General features: G+C 70.3%; 19 protein-coding genes and 1 tRNA gene. 6 read left to right on the top strand and 14 right to left on the bottom strand.

Translation table 11 applies throughout. The features are described from left to right. Positions 1–113: 113 nt before the first annotated feature. Positions 114–704: a TetR/AcrR family transcriptional regulator gene (locus ACFYR3_RS17240; protein ID WP_355857582.1), complete on the bottom strand. Its 591-nt coding sequence runs from the start codon at positions 702–704 to the stop codon at positions 114–116. A gap of 261 nt (positions 705–965) precedes the next feature. On the opposite strand from ACFYR3_RS17240, the gene ACFYR3_RS17235 reads away from it, so the two are divergent. Next, entirely contained in the window at positions 966–4,439 is a 3,474-nt protein-coding gene (locus ACFYR3_RS17235) for a S41 family peptidase (RefSeq protein WP_389283658.1), read from the top strand. 210 nt (positions 4,440–4,649) lie between these two features. Here the strand turns inward: ACFYR3_RS17235 and ACFYR3_RS17230 are convergent, their stop codons facing one another. The 4 genes from ACFYR3_RS17230 to ACFYR3_RS17215 form a co-directional block, all read right to left on the bottom strand. Next, complete coding sequence (locus tag ACFYR3_RS17230) at positions 4,650–4,841, bottom strand: hypothetical protein (RefSeq protein WP_355857588.1); 192 nt, start codon at positions 4,839–4,841, stop codon at positions 4,650–4,652. 187 nt (positions 4,842–5,028) lie between these two features. Further along, positions 5,029–5,913, bottom strand: coding sequence for an SDR family oxidoreductase (locus ACFYR3_RS17225; protein WP_355857591.1), 885 nt, complete (start codon positions 5,911–5,913; stop codon positions 5,029–5,031). Further along, the gene (locus ACFYR3_RS17220; protein ID WP_355857594.1) at positions 5,910–6,929 is read right to left on the bottom strand and encodes an alpha/beta hydrolase; all 1,020 of its coding nucleotides are present in this window, start codon (positions 6,927–6,929) and stop codon (positions 5,910–5,912) included. The genes ACFYR3_RS17225 and ACFYR3_RS17220 overlap by 4 nt, the downstream gene beginning before the upstream one ends. Then, positions 6,926–8,482: an NAD(P)/FAD-dependent oxidoreductase gene (locus ACFYR3_RS17215; RefSeq protein WP_355857597.1), complete on the bottom strand. Its 1,557-nt coding sequence runs from the start codon at positions 8,480–8,482 to the stop codon at positions 6,926–6,928. The genes ACFYR3_RS17220 and ACFYR3_RS17215 overlap by 4 nt, the downstream gene beginning before the upstream one ends. Positions 8,483–8,637: 155 nt before the next feature. On the opposite strand from ACFYR3_RS17215, the gene ACFYR3_RS17210 reads away from it, so the two are divergent. Beyond that, positions 8,638–9,264, top strand: a complete 627-nt coding sequence (locus ACFYR3_RS17210; RefSeq protein ID WP_355857621.1) for a MerR family transcriptional regulator — start codon at positions 8,638–8,640, stop codon at positions 9,262–9,264. Between the two features lie 51 nt (positions 9,265–9,315). Here ACFYR3_RS17210 and ACFYR3_RS17205 read toward each other — a convergent pair whose 3' ends face one another. Further along, complete coding sequence (locus ACFYR3_RS17205; protein ID WP_355857600.1) at positions 9,316–10,119, bottom strand: exodeoxyribonuclease III; 804 nt, start codon at positions 10,117–10,119, stop codon at positions 9,316–9,318. A 101-nt stretch (positions 10,120–10,220) separates the two neighbouring features. Here ACFYR3_RS17205 and ACFYR3_RS17200 point away from each other — a divergent pair, with 101 nt between their 5' ends. After that, positions 10,221–10,697, top strand: a complete 477-nt coding sequence (locus ACFYR3_RS17200; protein WP_355857603.1) for a GNAT family N-acetyltransferase — start codon at positions 10,221–10,223, stop codon at positions 10,695–10,697. A gap of 62 nt (positions 10,698–10,759) precedes the next feature. Continuing rightward, the gene (locus ACFYR3_RS17195; protein ID WP_355857606.1) at positions 10,760–11,290 is read left to right on the top strand and encodes a hypothetical protein; all 531 of its coding nucleotides are present in this window, start codon (positions 10,760–10,762) and stop codon (positions 11,288–11,290) included. Positions 11,291–11,398: 108 nt separating this feature from the next. Here ACFYR3_RS17195 and ACFYR3_RS17190 read toward each other — a convergent pair. The 7 genes from ACFYR3_RS17190 to galU all read right to left on the bottom strand — a co-directional run bounded on the left by ACFYR3_RS17190 (position 11,399) and on the right by galU (position 17,162). Next, positions 11,399–11,472: transfer RNA gene (locus ACFYR3_RS17190), tRNA-Ala, on the bottom strand. Positions 11,473–11,569: 97 nt separating this feature from the next. Then, on the bottom strand, positions 11,570–12,859 hold the full coding sequence (gene glpR, locus ACFYR3_RS17185) for a gephyrin-like molybdotransferase receptor GlpR (RefSeq protein WP_355857609.1): 1,290 nt from the start codon (positions 12,857–12,859) through the stop codon (positions 11,570–11,572). 173 nt (positions 12,860–13,032) lie between these two features. Beyond that, positions 13,033–13,695 carry a GNAT family N-acetyltransferase gene (locus tag ACFYR3_RS17180; RefSeq protein ID WP_389283805.1) on the bottom strand — a complete coding sequence of 221 codons (663 nt, stop codon included), beginning with the start codon at positions 13,693–13,695 and terminating at the stop codon, positions 13,033–13,035. A gap of 23 nt (positions 13,696–13,718) precedes the next feature. After that, the gene (locus ACFYR3_RS17175) at positions 13,719–14,258 is read right to left on the bottom strand and encodes a MogA/MoaB family molybdenum cofactor biosynthesis protein (RefSeq protein WP_355857612.1); all 540 of its coding nucleotides are present in this window, start codon (positions 14,256–14,258) and stop codon (positions 13,719–13,721) included. After that, complete coding sequence (gene moaC, locus ACFYR3_RS17170) at positions 14,255–14,767, bottom strand: cyclic pyranopterin monophosphate synthase MoaC (protein ID WP_355857614.1); 513 nt, start codon at positions 14,765–14,767, stop codon at positions 14,255–14,257. The genes ACFYR3_RS17175 and moaC overlap by 4 nt, the downstream gene beginning before the upstream one ends. A 164-nt stretch (positions 14,768–14,931) precedes the next feature. Then, positions 14,932–16,254, bottom strand: a complete 1,323-nt coding sequence (glp, locus tag ACFYR3_RS17165; protein WP_389283653.1) for a gephyrin-like molybdotransferase Glp — start codon at positions 16,252–16,254, stop codon at positions 14,932–14,934. A gap of 5 nt (positions 16,255–16,259) precedes the next feature. Further along, on the bottom strand, positions 16,260–17,162 hold the full coding sequence (galU, locus tag ACFYR3_RS17160; RefSeq protein ID WP_389283651.1) for a UTP--glucose-1-phosphate uridylyltransferase GalU: 903 nt from the start codon (positions 17,160–17,162) through the stop codon (positions 16,260–16,262). Positions 17,163–17,294: 132 nt separating this feature from the next. On the opposite strand from galU, the gene ACFYR3_RS17155 reads away from it, so the two are divergent. Further along, positions 17,295–17,870: a 5-formyltetrahydrofolate cyclo-ligase gene (locus tag ACFYR3_RS17155; RefSeq protein ID WP_389283649.1), complete on the top strand. Its 576-nt coding sequence runs from the start codon at positions 17,295–17,297 to the stop codon at positions 17,868–17,870. Positions 17,871–17,990: 120 nt separating this feature from the next. Here the strand turns inward: ACFYR3_RS17155 and ACFYR3_RS17150 are convergent, their stop codons facing one another. Continuing rightward, a complete protein-coding gene (locus ACFYR3_RS17150) occupies positions 17,991–20,750 on the bottom strand; it encodes a penicillin acylase family protein (RefSeq protein ID WP_355856537.1) in 2,760 nt (919 codons plus the stop codon). A 185-nt stretch (positions 20,751–20,935) separates the two neighbouring features. On the opposite strand from ACFYR3_RS17150, the gene ACFYR3_RS17145 reads away from it, so the two are divergent. Further along, positions 20,936–22,537: a potassium/proton antiporter gene (locus ACFYR3_RS17145; protein WP_389283647.1), complete on the top strand. Its 1,602-nt coding sequence runs from the start codon at positions 20,936–20,938 to the stop codon at positions 22,535–22,537. The last annotated feature ends 316 nt before the right edge of the window (positions 22,538–22,853 follow it).

Below are 22,853 nucleotides of genomic sequence, written 5' to 3'. Positions count from 1 at the left end.
GGGGATCAGCCCGACGACGTGAGCGGCGCGTCAGGTGCGACTACAGAGATCTGTAGGGGGTGAATCTGCAGGGGAAAAGATGAAAAAGATGAAAGAGGTGAAGGAGTGGGAAGTCAGGCGCCGAGAGCGGGGAGGACCACGGCGTCGACATACGAATGCAGGAAGGCCTGCGTCGGCGGGAGTTCGTCGATCATGGTGCGGGCCGCGAAGGCGCCGATGAGCATGTGCATCACGTACTGCATCGCCGGGTTGTCGGCACGGATCTCACCTCGGTCGACACCGCGCTGGAGCACCCGGCGCAGCTCTTCCAACTCCGGCTCGATCAGCCACTCCCGGAACGCCTTGAGCAGATCCGGATTCCCGTGCGCCGCCATGGCCAGGCCCCGCATCAGCGCGGAGTCCTGCTCCATCTGGCAGTCGTCCTGCCGGAGGGCGATCGCGTGGAAGTCGCCCCGCAGGCTCCCGGTGTCCATGTCGGAGAACTTCAGCGGCTTCTGGTGCCGCAGCGCTTTCACGACGAGCTCGGCCTTGCCGCCCCACTGGCGGTAGAGGGTGGCCTTGCTGGAACGGGTACGGGCCGCGACGGCGTCCATCGTGAGGGCGTCGTAGCCGACCTCACGAAGCAGGTCGAGCACGGCCGTGTACAGCTCGGCCTCACGCTCGGGCGTGATCCGACTGCGACGCGCCGTTGCGGCTTCAGCCATCCCACTCACCTCTCCTGCTTCGGATCCCGCTTGGGAGCCGTGCTTCGTATGCCTCTGAAGATACCTCCCGACGCCAGCGAAACGAAACCGTTTCGTACGTGTGCTGGGTCACGCCGGTGGCGGCGGAGAGACGGATGGGGCACACGTGTTCCTGAACGCGCCCCGCGTGCACCTCCCGTGTCCCCGCCCGCGCCCACGTCCCACCACGCGCCCCCCGTTCCACAAGTTGCCGGGGGCCGTCCGGCGGAAAAGCATGGGGAGGTGAGCGACGAGTACGAGAACGCGACCACGGACGAGAACTCCCCCGGCTATCTGCGTTTCCCGCACCTGAGCGGCGACCGGCTATGCTTCGTCACCGAGGACGACCTGTGGCTGGCCCCGCTCGACGGCCGCGGGCGCGCCTGGCGGCTCACCGTCGACCGCACCAAGGCCGGCCACCCCCGTTTCTCCCCCGACGGCCGGCACATCGCGTACACGAGCTGGCGCAGCTTCGTCCCGGAGATCCATCTGGCGCCGGTGGACGGCGGACCGGGCCGTCGGCTCACCTACTGGGGCAGCGCCGACACCCAGGTCTGCGGCTGGTCCCCCGACGGCGACATCCTCGCCGTCGCCTCGCACGGCCAGCCCTTCTCGTACTTCACCTGGGCCTACGACGTCGCCACCGACGGCGACCCCGGCCGCAAGCTGCCCTGGGGCCCGGTCTCGGACATCGGCGTCGCCGACATCGAGGGCGAGCGCAAGACCCTGCTGCTGACCGGCACCCCACCGCACGAACCGGCCGCCTGGAAGCGCTACCGGGGCGGGGCCACGGGCCGCATCTGGCTGCACGGCCGGCAACTGGTCGCCGACCTCGAAGGCCATCTGGCCTGCCCGATGTTCGTCGGCGGTCGGATCGCGTTCCTCTCCGACCACGAGGGCGTCGGCAACCTCTACTCGTGCGCGTACGACGGCTCCGACCTGCGCCGTCACACCGACCACGACGCCTTCTACGCCCGGCACGCGTCGTCGGACGGCACCCGGGTCGTCTACCAGTGCGCGGGCGATCTGTGGATCGTCGACAACCTGGCCCCCGAGTCGGTTCCCCGCCGTCTCGACGTCCTCCTGGGCGGTCCACGCGCGGGACGGCGTACGTACCCGGTGCCGGCCGCCCAGCACGTGGACAGCATCTCCGTGGACGAGACGGGCCGGGCCAGCGCCGTCGTCGTGCGCGGCAGCCTGTACTGGCTCACCCACCGCGACGGTCCCGCGCGCACCATCGCGGACACCCCGGGCGTACGGGTCCGGCTCCCGGAGATGCTCGGTTCGGGCGGGCAGGTCGCCTATGTCACCGACGCGGAGGGCGAGGACGCCGTCGAGATCGCCTACCTGCCGCGCGCGACCGGCGCCCGCGAGCCGCGTCGCCTCGCCTCCGGCCGGCTGGGCCGCGTACAGGAACTGGTGTCGGACCCGCAGGGCGAACGTCTCGCCATCGCCTCGAACGACGGACGGCTGCTTCTGCTCGACGCGACGGAGGAGTCCACCGACATCCCCGGCGCGGAGTCCGAGGACACCTCCGAAACGGAGCCCGGGGACACCTCCGGCACGGATTCCGAGGACACCTCGGACACGGAGCCCGGGGGCACCCCCGGCACGGAGCCCGAGGACACCTCCGAAACGGAGTCCGGGGGCACCTCCGAAACGGAGTCCGGGGAAGGCGAGGTCACCGAGCTCATCCGTTCCATCAACGGCCCGGTGACGGACCTCGCCTTCTCCCCGGACGGCGCCTGGCTGACGTGGTCGCATCCCGGGATCGGACGCTCCCTGCGGCAGATCAAGATGGCGCGCATAAAGGACCGTCTGATCGTCGACGTCACCAACGGCCGCTTCGAGGACGAGAATCCGGTGTTCACACGGGACGGCCGCTATCTGGCCTTCCTGTCCTGGCGCGGCTTCGATCCGGTGTACGACGTGCACACCGGGGACCTGTCCTTCCCCCTCGGCTGCCGTCCCTACCTCGTCCCGTTGTCCTCCGCCACCCCCTCCCCGTTCGCCCTGAACCCGGACGGGCGGCCGGTCGCCGGGGGTCTCGACCCGGTCGAGGACCCTGTCGAGGAGGGGTCCGGCGACGGCAGCGCGACGACCGTCGAACTCGAAGGCCTGGAAAGCCGGGTGACGCCCTTCCCGGTCACCGCCTCCAAGTACTCGGCGCTGCGCCCGGTCTCGGGAGGCGGCCTGGTCTGGCTGCGCTGGCCGATCTCCGGAGCGCTGGGCGAGACGTTCGCCAACCCGGACGACACGACCGGCCGTCCCACCCTGGAGTTCTTCAACATCACCAAGGCGAAGAAGTCCGAACTCGTCGACCATCTGGACTGGTTCGCGGTGAGCGGCGACGGTTCCCGGCTGGTCGTCGTCGACGAGGGCGACCTGCGCGCCGTCCCCTCCACCGAGTCCGGCGACAGCGACTCGACCGTCTGGATCGACCTGCGCCGCATCCTGCACGAGGTGGACCCGCCCGCAGAATGGCGCCAGGCGTACGCGGAGGCCGGCCGCCTCATCCGCGCCTACTACTGGGACCCGAACATGTGCGGCCTCGACTGGGACGCGATCCTGGAGCAGTACCGTCCCCTGGTCGAACGGGTCGCCTCCCCCGACGAGTTCGCGGACCTGCTGCGCGAAGTCCTCGGCGAACTGGGCACCTCGCACGCCTACGTCACCGCCGCGCGCCGCAACGAGGGTCCGCCCCACTACCAGCGCTGGCAGGGCCTGCTGGGCGCCAACTTCGTCTGCCGTGACGGAAGTTGGATGCTCAAGCGGATTCTGCCCGGCGACTCGTCCGACTCCAAGGCGCGCTCACCGCTGGCGGGCGCCGGTATCCGCGAGGGTGCGGTCCTCACCCATGTCGACGGGCGCCCGGTGGACCCGGTCGCCGGCCCGTATCCGCTGCTCGCGGGCGCGGGCGGTACGACGGTGGAGCTGACCTTCACCCCGACGGAGGGCGAGGGCCGCTCGCGCCGGGTGGCCGTGGTCCCGCTGATCGACGAACGCCCCCTGCGCTACCAGGACTGGGTGGCCAAACGCCGCCAGGTCGTACGGGAGTTGAGCGGCGGGCACTGCGGCTATCTGCACATCCCCGACATGGGCGGCTCGGGGTGGGCCCAGTTCAACCGCGATCTGCGGATGGAGGTCTCGCGCCCGGCCCTCATCGTCGACGTACGGGGCAACGCGGGCGGGCACATCAGCGAACTGGTCGTCGAGAAGCTGACCCGCACGATTCTCGGCTGGGACCTCACCCGCGACGCCCAGCCCGTGTCGTACGCCTCCAACGCCCCCCGCGGTCCGGTGGTGGCCCTGGCCGACGAGGCGACATCGTCCGACGGCGACATGATCACCGCCGCCTTCAAACTGCTCAAACTGGGCCCGGTGGTGGGGCAGCGCACCTGGGGCGGCGTCGTCGGCATGACCGGCCGCCACCGTCTCGGCGACGGCACGGTCATCACGGTGCCCATGAACGCCGCGTGGTTCGACGCGTACGGCTGGTCCGTGGAAAACCACGGCGTCGCCCCCGACTTGGAGATCCTGCGCACCCCGCTCGACTGGGCGGAGGGCCGTCACGCCCAGCTGGACGACGCCATCCAGCTCTCCCTGGACCTGCTCCGCGCCCACCCCGCGGCCTCCCCGCCGGACCACTCGAACGTGCCGGACAGAACAAGGCCGAAGCTCCCCCCACGAGCGAACCGACCTGACCGAACCGCCTGAACGGACCGACCTGGACGAACTGCCCCCGGCCCCGGCCGCGTTACCGCCGCGGCCGGGGGTTCGCTGCGGCAGGGCGCCGCTTCGGCCGAGTTCCCGCCGGGCGCGCGACCGGCGACGGACGGGGAGGCCGGCGGCGGACGGACAGCGGACACAAGAATGGGGTGCCCCCTCGAAAGAAGGCACCCCATTCAGGCTGAGCAGGCGCGACGATCAGACGTCGTAGTCCTGGTCGAAGCGGTCCTGAGCCTCACGCTGAGCACGCTCCGCGTCCGGCATCGTGCGGTCGTGCCCCATCGGGGAACGCTCGCTCGCCTTGCCCCGCGGTTCGCCCGTCTTCTTCTGCTTCTTGGCCTGCTGCTTAAGCTGCTCGGCCTTGTCCTTGAACTGGTCCTGCATGCTCATGCGATTCACTCCCGTAGTGGGTGAGGGATTCGGCCTCGACCCCCTTATCAGGTGAGGGGGTTCGGGCCTCGACCAGACTTACACGCAGGGACAGAGCACGCATTTCGATCAGTCACTCACCGTGAGACACGCCGGTGGGACACGCCTGCGAGCCGCCCCGGGACAACCCGGGAACACCTCGGGTGACTCAAGGCGCCGTCGACTTCCGCTCCTCCTCGTCGGCCGCCCCGCCTGCCCCGACCAGCCCGGTCCGCACACTGCCGAGCCTCGGCTCGAACCGCCGCATCTCGCGCTGCCCGACCGCCCCGATGACGCCGGGCAGATACCCCCGGATCCCCTGCATCCCGCGCAGCCACCACTGCGCGTACACATGGCTGGAGCGGCGCTCGATCCCGGCCACGATCCGGTCGACGGCCGGTCCCAGCGGATACGTCTTGTTCGACGGCCACGGCAGCCGCTGCCGCAACTCCCGCATCACCTCGTCCTGATCTGCTCCGCGCACCATGTCGGTGTCGGTCCAGGACAGATACCCGACGCCGACGCGAACGCCCTTGTGGCCGACCTCGGCGCGCAGACTGTGCGCGTACGCCTCCACACCGGACTTGGAGGCGCAGTAGGCCGACATCATGGGGGCGGGAGTCATCGCGGCCAGCGACGCGATCTGCAGCAGATAGCCCCGGCTCTTCATCAGCGCCGGAAGGAACGCCCGTGCGGTGACCGCCGATCCGATCAGGTTCACCTCGATCACCCGCCGCCAGGCGACAGGGTCGGAGTCCACGAAGGGCCCCCCGCTCGCGACACCCGCGTTCGCGACGACGATGTCCACCTTGCCGAACCGCCGCTCGACCTCCTGGGCGACCCGCGCCATCGCCTCGTGGTCGGTGACATCGGCGTACCAGTGGTCGCTCTCGCCGTGCAGCCGCTCCGAGACCCGCTTCAGCTCGTCCGCCTCCAGACCGACCAGCGCGACCTTCGCCCCGCGCGCGGAGAGCTTGCGCGCGAGGAGCTCGCCGACACCGCGCGCGGCCCCCGTGACGACCGCGACCTGCCCTTCCAGGCTCACCTTGCTCATGCGCCCTCCTTGATCTCTGCGGTCATCGCGGTGTCTACGATTTCCGCGGTCTCTACGATTTCCGCGGTCTCTGCGGCGAACTCCGCGCTCTCTACGGCCTTTTGTCCCTCGGCGGTCCGCGTGTACGTGGAGACGAGTTCGCGTATCCGGGCGGTCACCAGCTCCGGCGCCTCCACCGGAGTCATGTGACCGAGCCCCGGCAGCTCGGTGCTGCCGACACAGTTCGGCAGCGCCGCCACCAGAGCACGCGCGTGCACGACCGGTGTCAACCGGTCCACCGTGCCCGCGATCACCGCCGTCGGCACCCGCAACTCCCTGACGCCCTCTTCGAGATCGAGGGTGGCGAGCACCGCCGACCAGGCGTGGCGCACGGCACGCGGGCAGGCGTGCACGATCCGCGCGCACGCCTCCACCATGACGGGGGACGAACCGGGGCCCATGGTCGCGTACTTGAGGATCCGCCTGGCGACCGGCGTGACAGGACCGAGCGGCGCGCGCGAGCCGAGCACCGCCCCCGTGACACGCGTCCGGAGCCGTCCGGCGCGCAACGGCAGCACGCGCGACTCCTCGACCAGCCGCGTGCTCCCCGTGCTGCACAACAGCGCCGCCGCCGCGTGCTCCCTGAACCGCGGCCGCGCCGAGGCGGCCATCAACGTCATACCGCCCATGGAGTGCCCCGCGAGCACGGCCTTCTCACCCGGCGCGAGCGTGGCCGCGAGCACCGCCTCCAGGTCGTCGGCGAGGGCTTCGGTGCTGCACGCGTCACTCGCGGGACTGCGCCCGTGTCCGCGCTGGTCGTACGCGATGACCCGGTGGTCGGCGGCGAGGTCCCGGATCTGGGCCGCCCAGAAGGCGGTCGAGCAGGTCCAGCCGTGCGCGAGGACGACGGCGGGCGCGTCCTCGGGGCCGTGCACCTCGACGTGCAGCCGCGCGCCGTCGGCGGAGTGCGCGATCAGTTCCCGGGCCGGCACGGGAGGCGCGTACGCCCCGTGCGCCTCATGCGTCAGTCGGCTCACGCGTCTGCCTCCACCTTCTTCTTGCGGGTGCTCTTCGTCCGCGGCTCGGGCGCGGCTCCGGGCTCGGCCCCTGGTGCGTTTTTCGGCGCGCGCAGCACGTCGTACTCCCCCAGGTCGACGCGGCGCGTGGCGCCCCGGAACTCGGTCGTCGTACCGGGCCACACGGTGGTGTTGACGCCGTTGGCGTCGAGGTACCAGCTGGTGCAGCCGCCGGTGTTCCACACCGTGCGCTTCATGCGCTCCTGGACCCGGCTGTTCCAGGCGTCCACGGCACCGGGGCGCGCGTCGAGCGCCGCGCGTCCCCCGAGGACGTCCAGCTGCCGCAGGAAGTCGGCCATGTAGTTCAGCTGGGACTCGATCATCAGGATCATCGAGGAGTTCCCGAGCCCGGTGTTCGGTCCGATGATCGTCATCCAGTTGGGGAAGCCGGCGGCGGTGGCGCCGCGGAGCGACTTCATGCCGGTCTCCCACGCCTGCGCGAGCGTCCTGCCGTCCGCCCCGACGACCCGCTCGGCGATCGGCATGTCGGTGACATGGAAGCCGGTCCCGAACACGATCGCGTCGACCTCCGCCCTGGTGCCGTCGGCGGCGACCAGCGTGGAACCGTCGATCTCGGCGAGTCCGGAGGCGACCACGTCCACATTCGGCCGGGTGAGCGCCGGGTAGTAGGCGTTCGACAGCAGGATCCGCTTGCAGCCGATCCGGTAGTCGGGCGTCAGCTTCTCCCGCAGCGCCGGATCCTTCACGGCGCGCGCGATGTTCCGCTTGGCCAGCCGCTCGACCACGCCCAGCTGATGGGGCCGCTTGGTGAACGCCTGCACCTGGAGTTCCCGGATGCCCCACAGGAGCCCTCGCCTGGCCTGCGTCGTGAACGGCAACTGCCGGTGCACCCACCGCTCTGCGCCGCCGATGGCCCGGTCGACCCGCGGCATCACCCACGGCGGGGTGCGCTGGAAAAGGGTCAGCCGGGCGACGTCCGGCTGGATCTCCGGGACGATCTGGATGGCCGAGGCCCCGGTGCCGACCATGGCCACCCGCTTGCCGCGCAGGTCGTAGTCGTGGTCCCAGCGGGCGGAGTGGAACACCTTCCCGGTGAAGGTGTCGATCCCCGGGATCCGCGGGATCTTGGGGTCGGAGAGCGGCCCGGTCGCGGACACCACGACATCCGCCGTCAGGAACCCGCTGCTCGTCTCGATCCGCCAGTGCAGCTTCTCCGCGTCCCAGGTCATCATCTTGACCTCGGAGTCGAACCGCAGATGCGGCCGAAGCCGGAAGACGTCCGCCACGTGCTCCAGGTACGCGCGAATGTGCTCCTGCCCGGAGAAGGTGCGCGGCCATTCGGGGTTGGGCGCGAACGAGAACGAGTACAGGTGCGACGGGACGTCACAGGCGCACCCGGGATAGCTGTTGTCGCGCCAGGTGCCGCCCACACCGCCGGCCCGCTCCAGGACCACGAAGTCGGTGATCCCTTCGCGGCGCAGCCGGACAGCGGCCCCCAGGCCGCCGAACCCGGACCCGATCACCGCCACCCGTACATGCTCGTGCTCGGTCATCCCGACGCCTCCCTAGCCCGCACGACCCCGCCAGTGAACACTGGCACAATCGGGAGAGTAGAACAGCTTCGTACTCATGGGTAGGGGTCGCGACCGGGAAAGTTACCGGGGGTACGACGTAGGGTGCCGACGTGGCGGAGAAGCGCGAGTACCGGATGGAGGAGCTGGCCGAGGAGGCCGGCATCACCGTGCGCACCCTGCGCTTCTACCGGGAGCGCAAACTCATACCGCCGCCCCGGCGGGAGGGCCGCATCGCCTGGTACGACGACACCCACCTGGCCCGCCTGCGCACCATCTCGGCGCTGCTGGAACGCGGCCACACCCTGAACGGCATCGCGGAACTCGCCGAGGCCTTCGACCACGGCCGTGACGTGGGCGAACTGCTCGGCCTCGGCGAGCCCACCGAGGAGACCCCGGTCCGGCTCTCCCCCGAGGAACTGGCCGACGTGTTCGCCGGCCAGGCGACCCCGGAGAACCTCGCCGCGGCGCTCGACCTCGGCTATCTCGGCACGGACGGCGGCGAGATCGTGCACATCAGCCGCCGCCTGCTCGACGTCTCGGCCGCCCTGGTCCGCGAGGGCATACCGCTCGCGGACGTCCTGACGGCGGCCCGCCGCGTACGCGACCACACCGAGGCACTCGCCGAACTCTTCACCACCCTGGTCCTCACCGAGAACCGCACCCCCGACGACCTCCAACGCCTGCGCCCCCTGGCGAAGAGCGTGGTGGAGGCAGAACTGTCGATGGCCCTGGACCGGCGGCTGCGGGACCCCCGGACATAGGGATCCCGTCACGGCGACCGGATCACCCGGAGGTGGTGGACGACGGGCTGCTCAGAGGTCGTAGACCACCGTGACCGGCGCGTGGTCGGACCAGCGCTCGTCGTGCGTCGCCGCGCGCTCCACGAATCCCTTGACCGCCTTGCCCGCGAGCCCGGGAGTGGTGATCTGGAGGTCGATCCTCCAACCTGAATCGTTGTCGAAGGCCCGTCCCCGGTACGACCACCACGAGTACGGGCCCTCGGCGTCCGGATGCAGGGCGCGTACGACGTCGACGTAACCGCCGTCGCCCGCGTCGAGGACGTGCCCCAGCCACTCCCGCTCCTCGGGCAGGAAGCCGGAGTTCTTCCGGTTGGCGCGCCAGTTCTTGAGGTCGGCCTCCTGGTGGGCGATGTTCCAGTCGCCGCAGACGACGACCTCGCGCCCGTCGGCGGCGGCCCGCTCCCTCAGCTCCTTGAGGTAGGTGAGGAACTCGTCCATGAACCGGACCTTCTCGTCCTGCCGCTCGGTCCCGACCTCGCCCGAGGGCAGATAGAGGCTCGCGACGGTGACACCGGGCAGGTCCGCCTCGACGTACCGCCCGGAGGAGTCGAACTCCTCGGACCCGAAGCCGATCCGGACGCGGTCGGGCTCACGGCGTGTGTAAAGGGACACACCCGCGCGGCCCTTGGCGGCGGCGGGGGCGTGCACGACATGCCACCCCTCCGGCGCGCCCGCCTCCGCGGGGAGCTGGCCCGGCTCGGCCCGCACCTCCTGGAGGCACAACACGTCCGCGGAGGTCTCCGCGAGCCACTCCACGAAACCCTTCTTCGCGGCGGCCCGGAGCCCGTTCACATTCACAGAGGTCACAGTCAGCACTGGGGCACGATACTTAATCGGTACGGTCTGCCAGAACTCGATCAACGAGAGCGACGCGGCCGCCCACTCGCCCGCTATCGCATAGATGTACGGTACTACGCATGAATTTCCGCCCGGTCCCCTTCGACCACCCCGACGCCATCAAGCTCAACGATCAGGTTCAGGCCGAATACGCCGTGCGATACGGCGACGACGGCGATGCCACGCATCTGGACGCGCGGATGTTCGCCCCGCCGCTCGGCCTCTATCTGATCGCGTACGACGAGCGGGACCGCCCGGTGGCCACGGGCGGCTGGCGCGCCCAGAACGAGAACGCCGAGGGCTACTCGGACGGAGACGCCGAGCTCAAGCGCATGTACGTGATCCCCGAGGCCCGCGGACTCGGCCTCGCCCGGCGCATCCTGGCCGCCCTGGAGGACGACGCCCGCGCGGCCGGCCGCGTCCGCCTGGTCCTGGAGACCGGCGCCAAGCAGCCCGAGGCGGTCGCCCTCTACGCGTCGAGCGGCTACGAGCCGTGCGTCAAATTCGGCTACTACCGCTTCCACGAACTGAGCCTCTGCTACGCCAAAGCCCTCTAGTCATCGGGGCGGTGTTCATCCGGCGGCGCCCCGGAGACCGAGCGCGCCTGGAGGCCGACCCGATGTCCACGACCCGACCCTTACGGAACGTACGGCTGAGAGCGAGCGCGGCGGCGGGAGGACTGGCCGTCGCGCTCGCCCTGGCCGGCTGCACCGGCGGCCGTGGCGGCTCCGCTCAGCCCGACCCCGAACTGTCGCCGGCTCCGGCTTCCTCGCCGGCTTCCGCCCCGCGGGAATCGCCGGTCTCCGACCGCATCCAGTACCTGCCCGGCGAGTCCGTCACCAAGGCTCCGGACATACCCGGCAGCAGGGTCGTCTCGAAGGTCGCGAACGCCCACGGCAACGCGGAGATCGACGTGCCCGCCGGAGTCGGGCCCGGATCCCTGTGGATCGCCGTGAACTGCGAGGGCCGGGGAACGATGAACGTGTCGGCGGAACCGACCGGATTGAGCTTCCCGGTCACGTGCGCCGCCGGAAAGGTCAGCGGCATCCTCAACCGAATGGATCTTGAGCACGGGCACAGCCACGACCACGCGACGGTGACCGTGACGGCCCCGTCCGGTATTCGCTGGGCCCTCACCCTCGGACACTGACCGAGGGGAACCGCCGGCCCCGGGACCACCGACGGGAGTGTCACCGTCGGCTCCAGGGCACGGCAAGAGGCCCGCTCCCACTGCTGGGAACGGGCCTCTTGGCTGCGGTGGACCTGTGGGGATTTGAACCCCAGACCCCCTCGATGCGAACGAGGTGCGCTACCAGACTGCGCCACAGGCCCTTGCAACGAGTGAAACTCTAGCATCCCGATCGAGGTGCTTGGAAATCCGTTCCGGGCTGGTCAGCCGGGCCCTCGAGAGCACCCGGCGACGCACCCGTCACTCGTTGGCCGCACGCGGCCGTTCCCCGTCCTCGTACTGGTCGAACAACGGCGTACGCCCGCGTTCGCGGGCGCGCCGCGCGGACGCCGCGCGCCGGGCGTCACTGCGCGTGCCGTCCGCGGCGTCGGCGTCGTCCGAACCGTCGGAGAGTTCCTCACCGACCTGCTCCGCCTCGGGCGCGCTCGGCTCGACCGCGCTGGACCGCGCCGAACTCCACGCGTCCGGCGCCCCCAGATCGACGCTGGACGTCGCCCGGGGCGCGACCGGTGCGGTCACATAGGTCGGCAGGGGAACCGGCACCGGGTCCCAGCTGTCCCCCTGGGCGGGACCGCACTGACGCTCGCGCTGCTGGTCGACCCACTCGGCGTGGTCGGTCTGCTCGACAAGGGCGCGACGGTCGGCGGCGAGTGCCGAGAGGCCGGGATCGGTGTCGGACCCGGGGCCCTCCGCCGGTTCGGCCGCCCCGGGTTCGGCGGACGTCCGCCGGCGAGGCTGTCGCTCCCTGAGCCGCTGCGCCGCGGCCTCCGCCCGGCGGCGGTCCATGGTGTAGGTGAAGCGCCGTCGCTCCTGGGCGCGCAGGTGCACGATGTACGAGCTCAGCATCACGGCCGGCACGCCGGGCGCCCACAGGAAGGCGAGCCCGCCGACTGCTGCCACGATCGCGCCGAGCGTGAAAGCGAGGAACAGCATGACCGTCGTACGCCGACGGCGCGCGAGGACCTTCGTACGCCGGGCCCGCGCCGCAGCCTCCGCCGAGACTGCCCGGCGTGCGCCCGGCGTGCGGTCCGCCGCGGACGGAGCGGCCTGCTGGGGCGCGGACTTGACCGAGGGTCTCGGCGCGGACGCGGATGTGCCCGACTGGTGCGGTACGGACCGGGCGGCGCCCGAGGTCTCGTACGTGCCGCTCTCCCTGCCGGCCGCGCGCCCGCCCGGCTTCGGCTCCGTCTGGACCGGCTCCGGCGCCTGAACCCGTTCCTCCACACGCGGACGGTGCTGGGCCGCCGCCTGGGGCCGGGCCGGAGGCACGGCGAAGGCCCGGACGTCCACCGAGTCGGTGACGTCGTCCGGGTCGGCGCTGGGCTCCTCCTCCTCGGCGGAGCGCGCGCGCAGGTCCTTGGCGTATCGACGCTCCATGCCCGCCCGTCCGGACAGCAGCCGGATGGCGGTGCTGAAGCGTTCCGTCGGACGGGCTTCGTTCAGCTCGTCCTGCCTACGGAGCCACATCGGCACCAAGTAGGCGGCCCAGGCCCCGACGATGACTGCGTAGATGAGGCCGCTGCTGCTCACGCCTCACACGGTAGAGGGGTTTGTGTGAGGCCATCTGCCAATTGAGCCGGTGTGTCGCACGATCCGGCTGATATTTCGAGCTTTTTTTGTGACCGATGCGATCAACGGGCCTCCGTGAGCGCGAATTTAATGCCCCGAGACGATCGTCCGCCGATCATTTTCGAACACCTATTTCATTTTCCGGCGTTGCCGGGCTTGCTCGAGTTCTGCGAGCCTGCCTGCTCCGATCCCATCCGACCGGACCGGTTCGGCGCCGAACGCGTCCGGCGCCAGCGCGCGAGCAGACCCTCGGGCACTTCCTCCGCGGTGAGCGCGAAGACGAGATGGTCCCGCCAGGCGCCGTCGATGTGGAGATAGCGCGGGCGCAGCCCTTCCTCGCGGAATCCGAGTTTTTCCACGACCCTGCGGCTGGGCCCGTTCTCGGGGCGAATACAGACTTCGATGCGGTGCAGTCCGACGGTACGGAAGCAGTGGTCGCTCACCAGCGCCACGGCCGTCGGCATCACTCCGCGCCCCGCCACCGACTGGTCCACCCAGTAGCCGACGTGCCCGGAGCACATCGAGCCCCAGGTGATTCCGGCCACGGTCAACTGACCGACCAGCCGCCCCTGGTACTCGATCACGAAGGGCAGCATCCGGCCCGCGTTGGCCTCGGCGCGCAGGTGGCGGACCATCTGCCGGTACGTCGGCCGGTGCGCGATGGGACCGCTCGGGGTGGGCGGCGGGATGGTCGCCTCCCAGGGACGCAGCCAGTCACGGTTGCGCCGGTTCACCTCACGCCAGGCCCGCTGGTCGCGCAGCCTTATCGGCCGGAGGACGACATCGCCGTCCACCAGCTCGACCGGCCAGGATGGGCTGTTCAGCTCACACCCCCACTGCCGCTGGGTCTCTGGTGGTCGCCGCCGCGGATCTGGTCGACGGCGTGGATCAGGAGGGGTTCCAGAACGGCCAGTCCGTCCTTCACCCCGCCGGTGGAGCCCGGCAGGTTGACGATCAGGGTCCCCGCGGCGACTCCGGCGAGCCCCCGGGAGAGCGCCGCCGTCGGCACCTTGTCCCTTCCGAACGCTCTGATGGCCTCCGGAATGCCCGGGATCTCGCGGTCGAGCACCCGCAGGGTCGCTTCGGGGGTGCGGTCGGTGGGCGAGATTCCCGTACCGCCGGTGGTCAGGATGACGTCGTAGCCCGCCTCGACTCCGGCGCGCAGCGCCGCCTCCACGGGGTCCCCGTCGGGGACGACCCGCGGCCCGTCGACCGCGAAGCCGAACTCCGCGAGGCCCGCGGCGATCAGGGGCCCACCCTTGTCCTCGTAGACGCCGGCGGCGGCCCGGTTGGAGGCCGTGACGACCAGAGCCCTGTAGAGCGCCGGGAGGGCCCCGCCGATGACGGTGCCGCCGCTCATGCCCGGCTCCAGTGGCCCGACTTCCCGCCTGTCTTCTCTTCCACCCGTACGTCCGTGATGACCGCCCCCTTGTCGACAGCCTTGACCATGTCGATCACGGTGAGGGCCGCCACGCTGACCGCGGTGAGGGCTTCCATCTCGACGCCCGTGCGGTCGGTCGTCTTCACGGTGGCGAGGATCTCGACGGCGTCGTCCGCGACCGACAGGTCAATCTTGACACCGGACACCGACAACGGGTGGCACAGCGGGATCAAATCCGGCGTGCGCTTGGCTCCCATGATCCCCGCGATGCGGGCGGTGGCGAGGGCGTCGCCCTTGGGGACTCCCTCGCCGCGCAGCAGCTCCACGACACGTGGCGAGACCAGGACACGGCCGCTCGCGCGCGCCGTGCGGGCGGTCACGTCCTTCCCGGACACGTCGACCATGCGGGCGGCGCCGACCTCGTCGATGTGCGTCAGTCGGTCCTGCACAGGGGGTCCGGAGGTCTCCCCCCGGGACGGAACAGTCATGTGCGTGGGCGCTCCCGGTCTGGGCCCGTCGCGGTACGGCGCGTGGGCCTGGTGTGCGCGACACGTTACCGCCCGCCAGTCCACCGTTCCGCCTCCGTAAGGAGCTGTGCGCCCCTTGCGTGATCCGGGCGCCCGGCGGTGGCCCTCTTCCCCCGTCCGGCCGCTCAGCCGAGCAGCACGACCTCGACCTCGGCGCCGGGCTCGACCGAGGTGTCGCCCTCGGGGACGACGATCAGCGCGTCGGCGTGCGCGAGGGCCGCGACCAGGTGGGATCCGGCGCCGCCGACGGGCGTCACGGCGCCGTCCGCGTACGTCCCGCGCAGGAACTGCCGACGGCCCTTCGGCGAGGTCAGCGCCTTGTCCGCGGAAAGGGTCGCCCTGGTCGTGGGCCGGTGGACGTCCTTCAGTCCCATCAGGGTGCGGATCGCGGGGCGCACGAAGAGTTCGAAGGAGACGTACGACGACACGGGGTTGCCCGGGAGCGCGAGCAGCGGTGTGTGGTCGGGGCCGATGGAGCCGAAGCCCTGGGGCTTGCCGGGCTGCATGGCGAGGGTGCGGAAGTCGATGCCGCTGCCCGCCTCGTCCTCGTCGCCGACCGACGACAGCGCCTCCTTGACGACGTCGTAGGCGCCGACGCTCACTCCGCCGGTCGTGACCAGCAGGTCCGCGCGGACGAGCTGGTCCTCGATGGTCGAGCGCAGCGTCTCGGCGTCGTCCGCGACCGCGCCGACCCGGTAGGCGATGGCTCCCGCGTCGCGGGCGGCCGCGCACAGGGCGAAGCTGTTGGAGTCGTAGATCTGGCCGGTGCTCAACTCCTCGTCGGGCTGGACGAGTTCGCTGCCGGTGGACAGGACGACCACGCGGGGGCGGGGGTGCACCCGCACGGTGCCGCGGCCGATCGCGGCGAGCAGCCCGATCTGCGGCGGGCCGAGGACGGTGCCCGCTTCGAGGGCGCGGTCGCCCGCCTTCACATCGCTGCCTTTCGCGCGTACGTGCGCGCGTGGCTCGGCCTGGCGGTGGACGTGCACCTGTCCGTAGGAACCCTCGGGGGACGCGCTGTGCGCGCGCATCCTGGAGACCGGGCCCTCGCCGAGGCCTCCGTCCGTCCACTCGACGGGGACGACGGCTTCGGCGCCGGGCGGCAGCGGGGCGCCGGTCATGATGCGGGCGGCCTGGCCGGGGCCCACGTAGGGCTGCTCGGCCTGGCCGGCCGCGACATCGCCGACGACCGTCAGGACCGCCGGGTATTCCTCGCTCGCGCCCGCCACATCCGCGACCCGGACCGCGTACCCGTCCATCGAGCTGTTGTCGAACGGCGGCAGGGAGACCGGCACCATGACGTCCTCGACCAGGACGCAGCCCTGGGCGTCGAGGAGTTGCAGCTCGATGGGTTCGAGGGGGCGGACGGTCGTGAGGATGTCCTCCAGGTGGTCGTCCACCGACCAGAGGTGATCCTGGCCGGTGGTGCGGGTCGCGGCGCTGCTCAAAGTCCCTACATCTCCTCGGCTACGTAACTGCGGAGCCAGGTCCGGAAGTCCGGGCCCAGGTCTTCACGTTCGCATGCGAGTCTGACAATGGCACGCAGGTAGTCGCCGCGGTCGCCGGTGTCATAGCGGCGGCCCTTGAAGACGACGCCGTGCACGGGGCCGCCGACCTTCTCGTCCTGGGCGAGCTGCTGGAGGGCGTCGGTGAGCTGGATCTCGCCGCCGCGGCCCGGCTCGGTCTTGCGGAGTATGTCGAAGATGTGCGGGTCCAGGACGTAGCGGCCGATGACGGCGTAGTTGCTGGGCGCGTCGGCCGGGTCCGGCTTCTCGACCAGTCCGGTCACCCTGACCAGGTCGCCCTTGCCGGTGGTCTCGACGGCGGCGCATCCGTAGAGGTGGATCTGCTCGGGCGCGACCTCCATGAGCGCGATGACGCTGCCGCCGTGCTGTTCCTGGACCTCGACCATGCGGGCGAGCAGGGGGTCGCGGGGGTCGATCAGGTCGTCGCCGAGGAGGACGGCGAAGGGCTCGTGGCCGACGTGCGGGGCGGCGCACAGGACGGCGTGGCCCAGGCCCTTGGGGTCGCCCTGGCGCACGTAGTGCATGGTCGCGAGGTCGCTGGACTCCTGGACCTTGGCGAGCCGGTCGGCGTCGCCCTTCTTCTGAAGGGCGGACTCCAGCTCGTAGTTGCGGTCGAAGTGGTCCTCCAGGGGCCGCTTGTTGCGGCCCGTGATCATCAGGACGTCGTCGAGACCCGCCGACGCGGCCTCTTCGACCACGTACTGGATCGCCGGCTTGTCGACGACCGGCAGCATCTCCTTGGGAGTGGCCTTGGTCGCCGGCAGGAACCGGGTGCCGAGGCCTGCCGCGGGGATGACAGCCTTACTGATCCTGGGGCGTGACTCAGTCATGTCCGCAACCATAACCGGTGACTTTGTGCAGAATCTGTGTCCCCGGTCAATTCGCTGTCATATGAGCGGATTGAGAGAACTGTGGAGTCACCTGTGAGCGACGTCCGACGTGAACCAGAGCCTGACAAGCGAATGTTGCGGCGAGGATTCCTGTTGGTGAGAAATGGGTTGACGGCCGATGACGTGCGGGAAACCGCCGCCTCCCTCGCCGCCCGCGCCCTGGACCTGCCCGAACTGGCGCACGCCGGCACGGTGGCGGCCTACGTCTCCGTGGGGAGCGAGCCGGGCACCCTCGCGCTCCTGGACGCGCTCCGCGCGCGGGGGGTGCGCGTCCTCCTGCCGGTCCTGCTGGCGGACAACGATCTGGACTGGGGGGCGTACACCGGAGCGGAGTCCCTCGAACCAGTCCGACACGGCGGGAAGATGGCCCTCTTGGAGCCCCTGGGCGAGCGGCTGGGGCCGGCGGCCGTCCAGGACGCGGACGCCGTTCTGCTGCCCGGTCTCGCCGTCGACGCGCGCGGAATGCGGCTGGGGCGCGGCGGAGGCTCGTACGACCGTGTACTGGCCCGCCTGGAGCGCTCGGGCGCCGATCCCGCACTGGTGGTGCTCCTGTACGACACCGAGGTCGTCGAGCGCATCCCGGAGGAGGCGCACGACCGGCCCGTCCACGCCGTGGTGACCCCCTCCGGTGTGCGCCGCTTCCGCTGACCGGCGACAGGCCGAAGAACGGCGGACGGCGGACGCGAAGTGGCCCTCCACGCACGCGTGGAGGGCCACTTTCGTCAGGCACCGCTTCAGGGCGTCAGGATCTCGACGCCCGTCGGAGCGTCACGGTTTCAGGACCAGGGTGTCGGTCGTCTTCTTGTCGACGGCGTTCTTGGTGAAGGCCCACGGCAGGAGTTCGCCCTTGGCCCACTTCTCCGTCTGGTCGGTGTAGTGGGCGCTGTAGGCGTGCCCCGAGGCGCCCGAGAGGTTTATCCACTTGGACTTGTCGAGGTCTTGGAGGTTGACGACCATCCGCATCGAGGGGACCCAGACCACTCCGTAGCCACCCGCCGCGTTCCAGCCGGTCGCGTTGACCGTCGCCTCGCCGCCGCTGAGTTTCCAGGGGCCCCGGTTGAGCATGTACTGCAGGAAGCTGGGGCCTTCGGTACCGAGGGTCTGGTTCTTCAGGAACAGGCGGTGCAGCCGGCCCCAGCTCCAGGTGTCCATGTCCTTGCCGAGCTTGGCGGTCAGCTCCCAGCGGGCGTCCTTCATGGCCCGGCCGAACAGGTCGTCCCGGGTTTCGGTCGCCTTGTCGGTGCGCGTCCTGGGCGACTTCCACCAGTCGTTGTTCTCGTCGTCGATGATCTTGCGGACGACCTCGAACCAGCGGTCGCCGCCGTCCGGCTGCGCCTGGTCCGCCTCGCGCTCGCCGCACTCGCGCACCGTCTGGTTCGCGTCCGCGGGACCGGTGGTGTCGATCCGGTCGACCCACAGGCACTGGCCCTTGACCCGCAGTTCCTTGGGCAGCTTGTTGCCGAAGGCGAGCTTCAGGATGTTGCGCCAGGTGGCGTTGAAGTAGGCGGCGGCAGCGGAGTCGGAGTCCTGGGTGTAGTCCCAGCCCTCCAGGAGCTTCTGCGCGTCACGGACGTTCTTGTCGGCCACGTCGATCTTGAGCAGCTTGGGCACGATCAGCTTGGCGATCTCGCTGCTGTTGTCGAGCTGCATCTGGCGCATGTCATCGGTCGAGATCTTGGCGCCGCCCCTGGTCTTCGACTCGATCAGGTCGGTGATCCGCTGGCTGCGGGTGCCGTAGCCCCAGTCCGTGGTGAGCGTGTAGGGGTACTTGTCCGGCTCGACGACCGCCTGGTTGGCGGTCACGATGTAGCCGCGCTTGGGGTTGTACTCGTACGGCAGGGCGGACTGCTTGATGTAGCCGGTCCAGCGGTACTTGGAGTCCCAGCCGGGCGAGGGCAGTGAGCCGTCGTCGCCCTTGGCGCGCGTGGGGATCTTGCCGGGCAACTGGTAGCCGATGTTGCCGCCGGCGCCGGCGCCGTCGGCGTAGACCAGGTTCTGGGACGGTACCTCGAAGGACGCGGCCGCCTTGCGGAAGTCGGTCCAGTTCGACGCCTTGTCCATCTCGAAGACGGCGTCCATGGTGTTGCCCGGATCCAGCGCGGTCCAGCGCAGCGCTATCGCGTAGCCGTCGCCGCGGTCGGGCGCCCCGGCTTCGACCGTGGCCTTCTTGCCGACCTGGACCAGTTCGTCGTCCCGGTCGGAGAGCAGCGGCATCCCGTCGTCGGTCTGCCGGACGACGATCGTCTTGGCGTCGCCGCCCGCGACCTTGATCGTTTCCTTGCGGGTCGTGAAGGGCAGCACCTTGCCGTCGTACGCGTAGCCCTCGCCGGTGATCTTCTCCAGGTAGAGGTCGGTGACGTCGACCCCGGAGTTGGTCATGCCCCAGGCCATGTGCGCGTTGTGGCCGATGACCACGCCGGGCATGCCCGCGAAGGTGTAGCCGGTGACGTCGTACTGGCAGGTGGCGGAGACGGCGGTGCAGTGCAGGCCCATCTGGTACCAGACCGAGGGCAGCGAGGCCGACAGGTGCGGGTCGTTGGCCAGCAGGGGCTTGCCGGTGATGGTGTGGCTTCCCGCGACGACCCAGGAGTTGGAGCCGATGCCGTTGCCGTTCACGCCGACGGCGGTGGGCAGGCCGTCGAGGACCTTGTAGAGCCCCGAGAGCTGGCTCTGGAACCCGGTGGGCGCCGCGGTGTTGCCGGTGAGCCCGGTGCCCGCCGTGGACGTCGAGGTGGTGTCGGTCTGGCTGTACGTCCCGGTGGCACTGTCGTACGAGCCCGTACGGACGATCGTCTTGTTCCGGCTGTACGGGTAGTCCGGGTACAGGTCCGCGATCTGCTTCGGGCCGAGCCGGCTCGTCATCAGGGAGCGGTCGATCTCTTCCTGCATGTTGCCGCGCAGGTCCCAGGCCATCGCCTTGAGCCAGGCCACCGAGTCGACCGGGGTCCACTCCGTCGGCTTGTAGTCGTTGGTGAAGCCGAGGGCCGCGTACTCCAGGGAGATGTCCTTGCCGTCCTTGCCCTTCAGGTAGGCGTTGACTCCCTTGGCGTACGACTGGAGGTACTTCTTCGTGGAGGCCGACAGCTTGGTGTCGTACTCCTTCTTCGCGACCCGGTCCCAGCCCAGCGTGCGCAGGAACTCGTCGTTCTTGACCTGGCCCTCGCCGAACATCTCGGACAGTCGGCCCGAGGTCATGTGGCGGCGCACGTCCATCTCGTAGAACCGGTCCTGCGCCTGGACGAAGCCCTGGGCCATGAACAGGTCCTCGTCGGACGAGGCGTAGATCTGCGGGATCCCGTTGCCGTCGCGCTGCACGGTCACGGGCCCCGACAGGCCGTCGAGCTGGATGGAGCCCTTGGTCTGCGGGAAGGAGGCACGCACAGTGCTGATGCTCCAGTACGCGCCGAAGGCGATGCCTCCGATGATGGCGAGAACCAGGACAATCAAGAACAGTCGGGCTTTGCGCCCCTTCTTCCTGCCGGACTTGCCGGGCTGTTGGCCGGAAGAGGCGGTGGTGTTGGGGGGCATCGCTGTCCTTGCTGTCCTAACGCGAGCGGCAGGCGGTCCTGGAGTGCTGGGGCAACCATAGGCGCAGGGCCAACCGCGCCTTGACGCGGAGTAGGAAACCGGGAAGCACGACCGTTCGATCTTGCCTCCGGGAACGTCAAGAAAGCGTCAAGAGTTAGGTAAGGTAACGAAGTACTTGCACTGAAGTGGCCGGCTTCCGGTGCTCAGATCCGGAGGCCGTCCGCGGCGGGACCGGATCGGCGAGAAAGGAACAGCCCCTGACTGTCCACCACCTCAACCAGCTCCTGCTCGTGTGCTCGCTCGTCCTGCTCTTCGCGGTCGCGGCGGTCCGGATCTCCTCACGCAGCGGGCTTCCCACGCTGCTCGTGTACCTGGGGATCGGCGTCGCGATCGGCCAGGACGGAGTCGGCGACGTCCACTTCAGCAACGCCGAGCTGACCCAGGTCATCGGGTACGCGGCCCTGGTCGTGATCCTGGCCGAAGGCGGTCTCGGCACGAAGTGGAAGGAGATCAGACCGGCCCTGCCGGCGGCCTCCTCGCTGGCGGTGGTGGGCGTCGCGGTGAGCGTCGGCGTCACGGCGACGGCCGCGCACTATCTGATCGGCCTGGAGTGGCGGCAGGCGCTCATCATCGGGGCGGTCGTCTCCTCGACGGACGCCGCGGCGGTCTTCTCGGTCCTGCGGAAAATCCCCCTCCCCGCGCGCGTGACGGGCATCCTGGAGGCCGAGTCGGGCTTCAACGACGCCCCGGTGGTCATCCTCGTCGTCGCGTTCTCCACCGCGGGACCGGTGGAGCACTGGTACGCGCTGCTCGGCGAGATAGCGCTGGAGCTGGCCATCGGCGCCGCCATCGGTCTCGCGGTCGGCTGGCTGGGCGCGTACGGCCTGCGGCACGTGGCGCTGCCGGCGTCCGGCCTCTACCCGATCGCGGTGATGGCGATCGCGGTCGTCGCGTACGCGGCCGGCGCGCTCGCCCACGGCAGCGGCTTCCTCGCCGTCTACCTCGCCTCCATGCTTCTCGGCAACGCGAAACTGCCCCACTCGCCCGCCACCCGCGGCTTCGCCGAGGGGCTCGGCTGGATCGCCCAGATCGGCATGTTCGTGCTGCTCGGCCTGCTGGTCACCCCGCACGAGATGGGCGACGACATCTGGCCCGCGCTCGTCATAGGCCTGGTCCTGACCATGGTGGCGCGGCCGCTGAGCGTCGTCGTCAGCCTGCTGCCGTTCCGCATCCCGTGGCAGGAGCAGACACTGCTGTCCTGGGCGGGGCTGCGCGGCGCGGTACCCATCATCCTGGCGACGATCCCGATGGTGAGCGGCATCGCCGAGAGCAAGCGGATCTTCAACATCGTCTTCGTCCTGGTCGTCGTCTACACCCTCATCCAGGGCCCGACCCTGCCCTGGCTGGCCCGCAAACTCCGCCTCGGGGAGTCCCCCGGGGCAGCCGACCTGGGCATCGAATCGGCGCCCCTGGAGCGACTGCGCGGCCATCTGCTGTCCGTCGCGATCCCCAAGGGGTCGCGTATGCACGGCGTCGAGGTGGGCGAGCTGCGGCTGCCCCCGGGCGCGGCGGTCACCCTCGTCGTCCGCGACGCGAAGTCCTTCGTACCGATGCCCACGACGGTGCTGCGGCTCGGCGACGAACTGCTGGTGGTGGCGACCGACCCGGTCCGGGACGCGGCCGAGAGGCGGCTGCGCGCGGTGGGCCAGGGCGGCAAGCTCGCCGACTGGCTGGGCATCGGCGACGGCGGGACGGAACACCGGACGAGGCACCGGACAGGCCTTTGACACGGCACCGGACGGACTCCTGCGGGACACCGGACGCGCTTCTTACGAGACACCGACCAGGGTTTTAAGAAGCGAGAGACATTCACAGGCGCACGAACCCGTGGTGCTCATTTTCACAGGCCCGGCGACACCCGCCCCCTGTACGATGAAGGCACACCTTGATCGAACCAACTCTGCCTGACGCAGAGCTGGCGCGACCGTATGGCGGCCGTGACGTCCTCCCGCAGGGGGCGCCGGTATCTACCGCAGATCCGCGCAAGAGGACAGCTCTCGGCGCCCCCGCACGGGCGCGCTACCAGGCGGCAGAAAGGCACGG

It is taken from the genome of Streptomyces sp. NPDC005784 (assembly GCF_042871525.1).
In the GTDB taxonomy this organism is placed as follows: Bacteria; Actinomycetota; Actinomycetes; order Streptomycetales; family Streptomycetaceae; genus Streptomyces.
The sequence above is the reverse complement of the archived record's forward strand: the minus strand, read 5'-3'. Positions and strand labels throughout refer to the sequence as shown.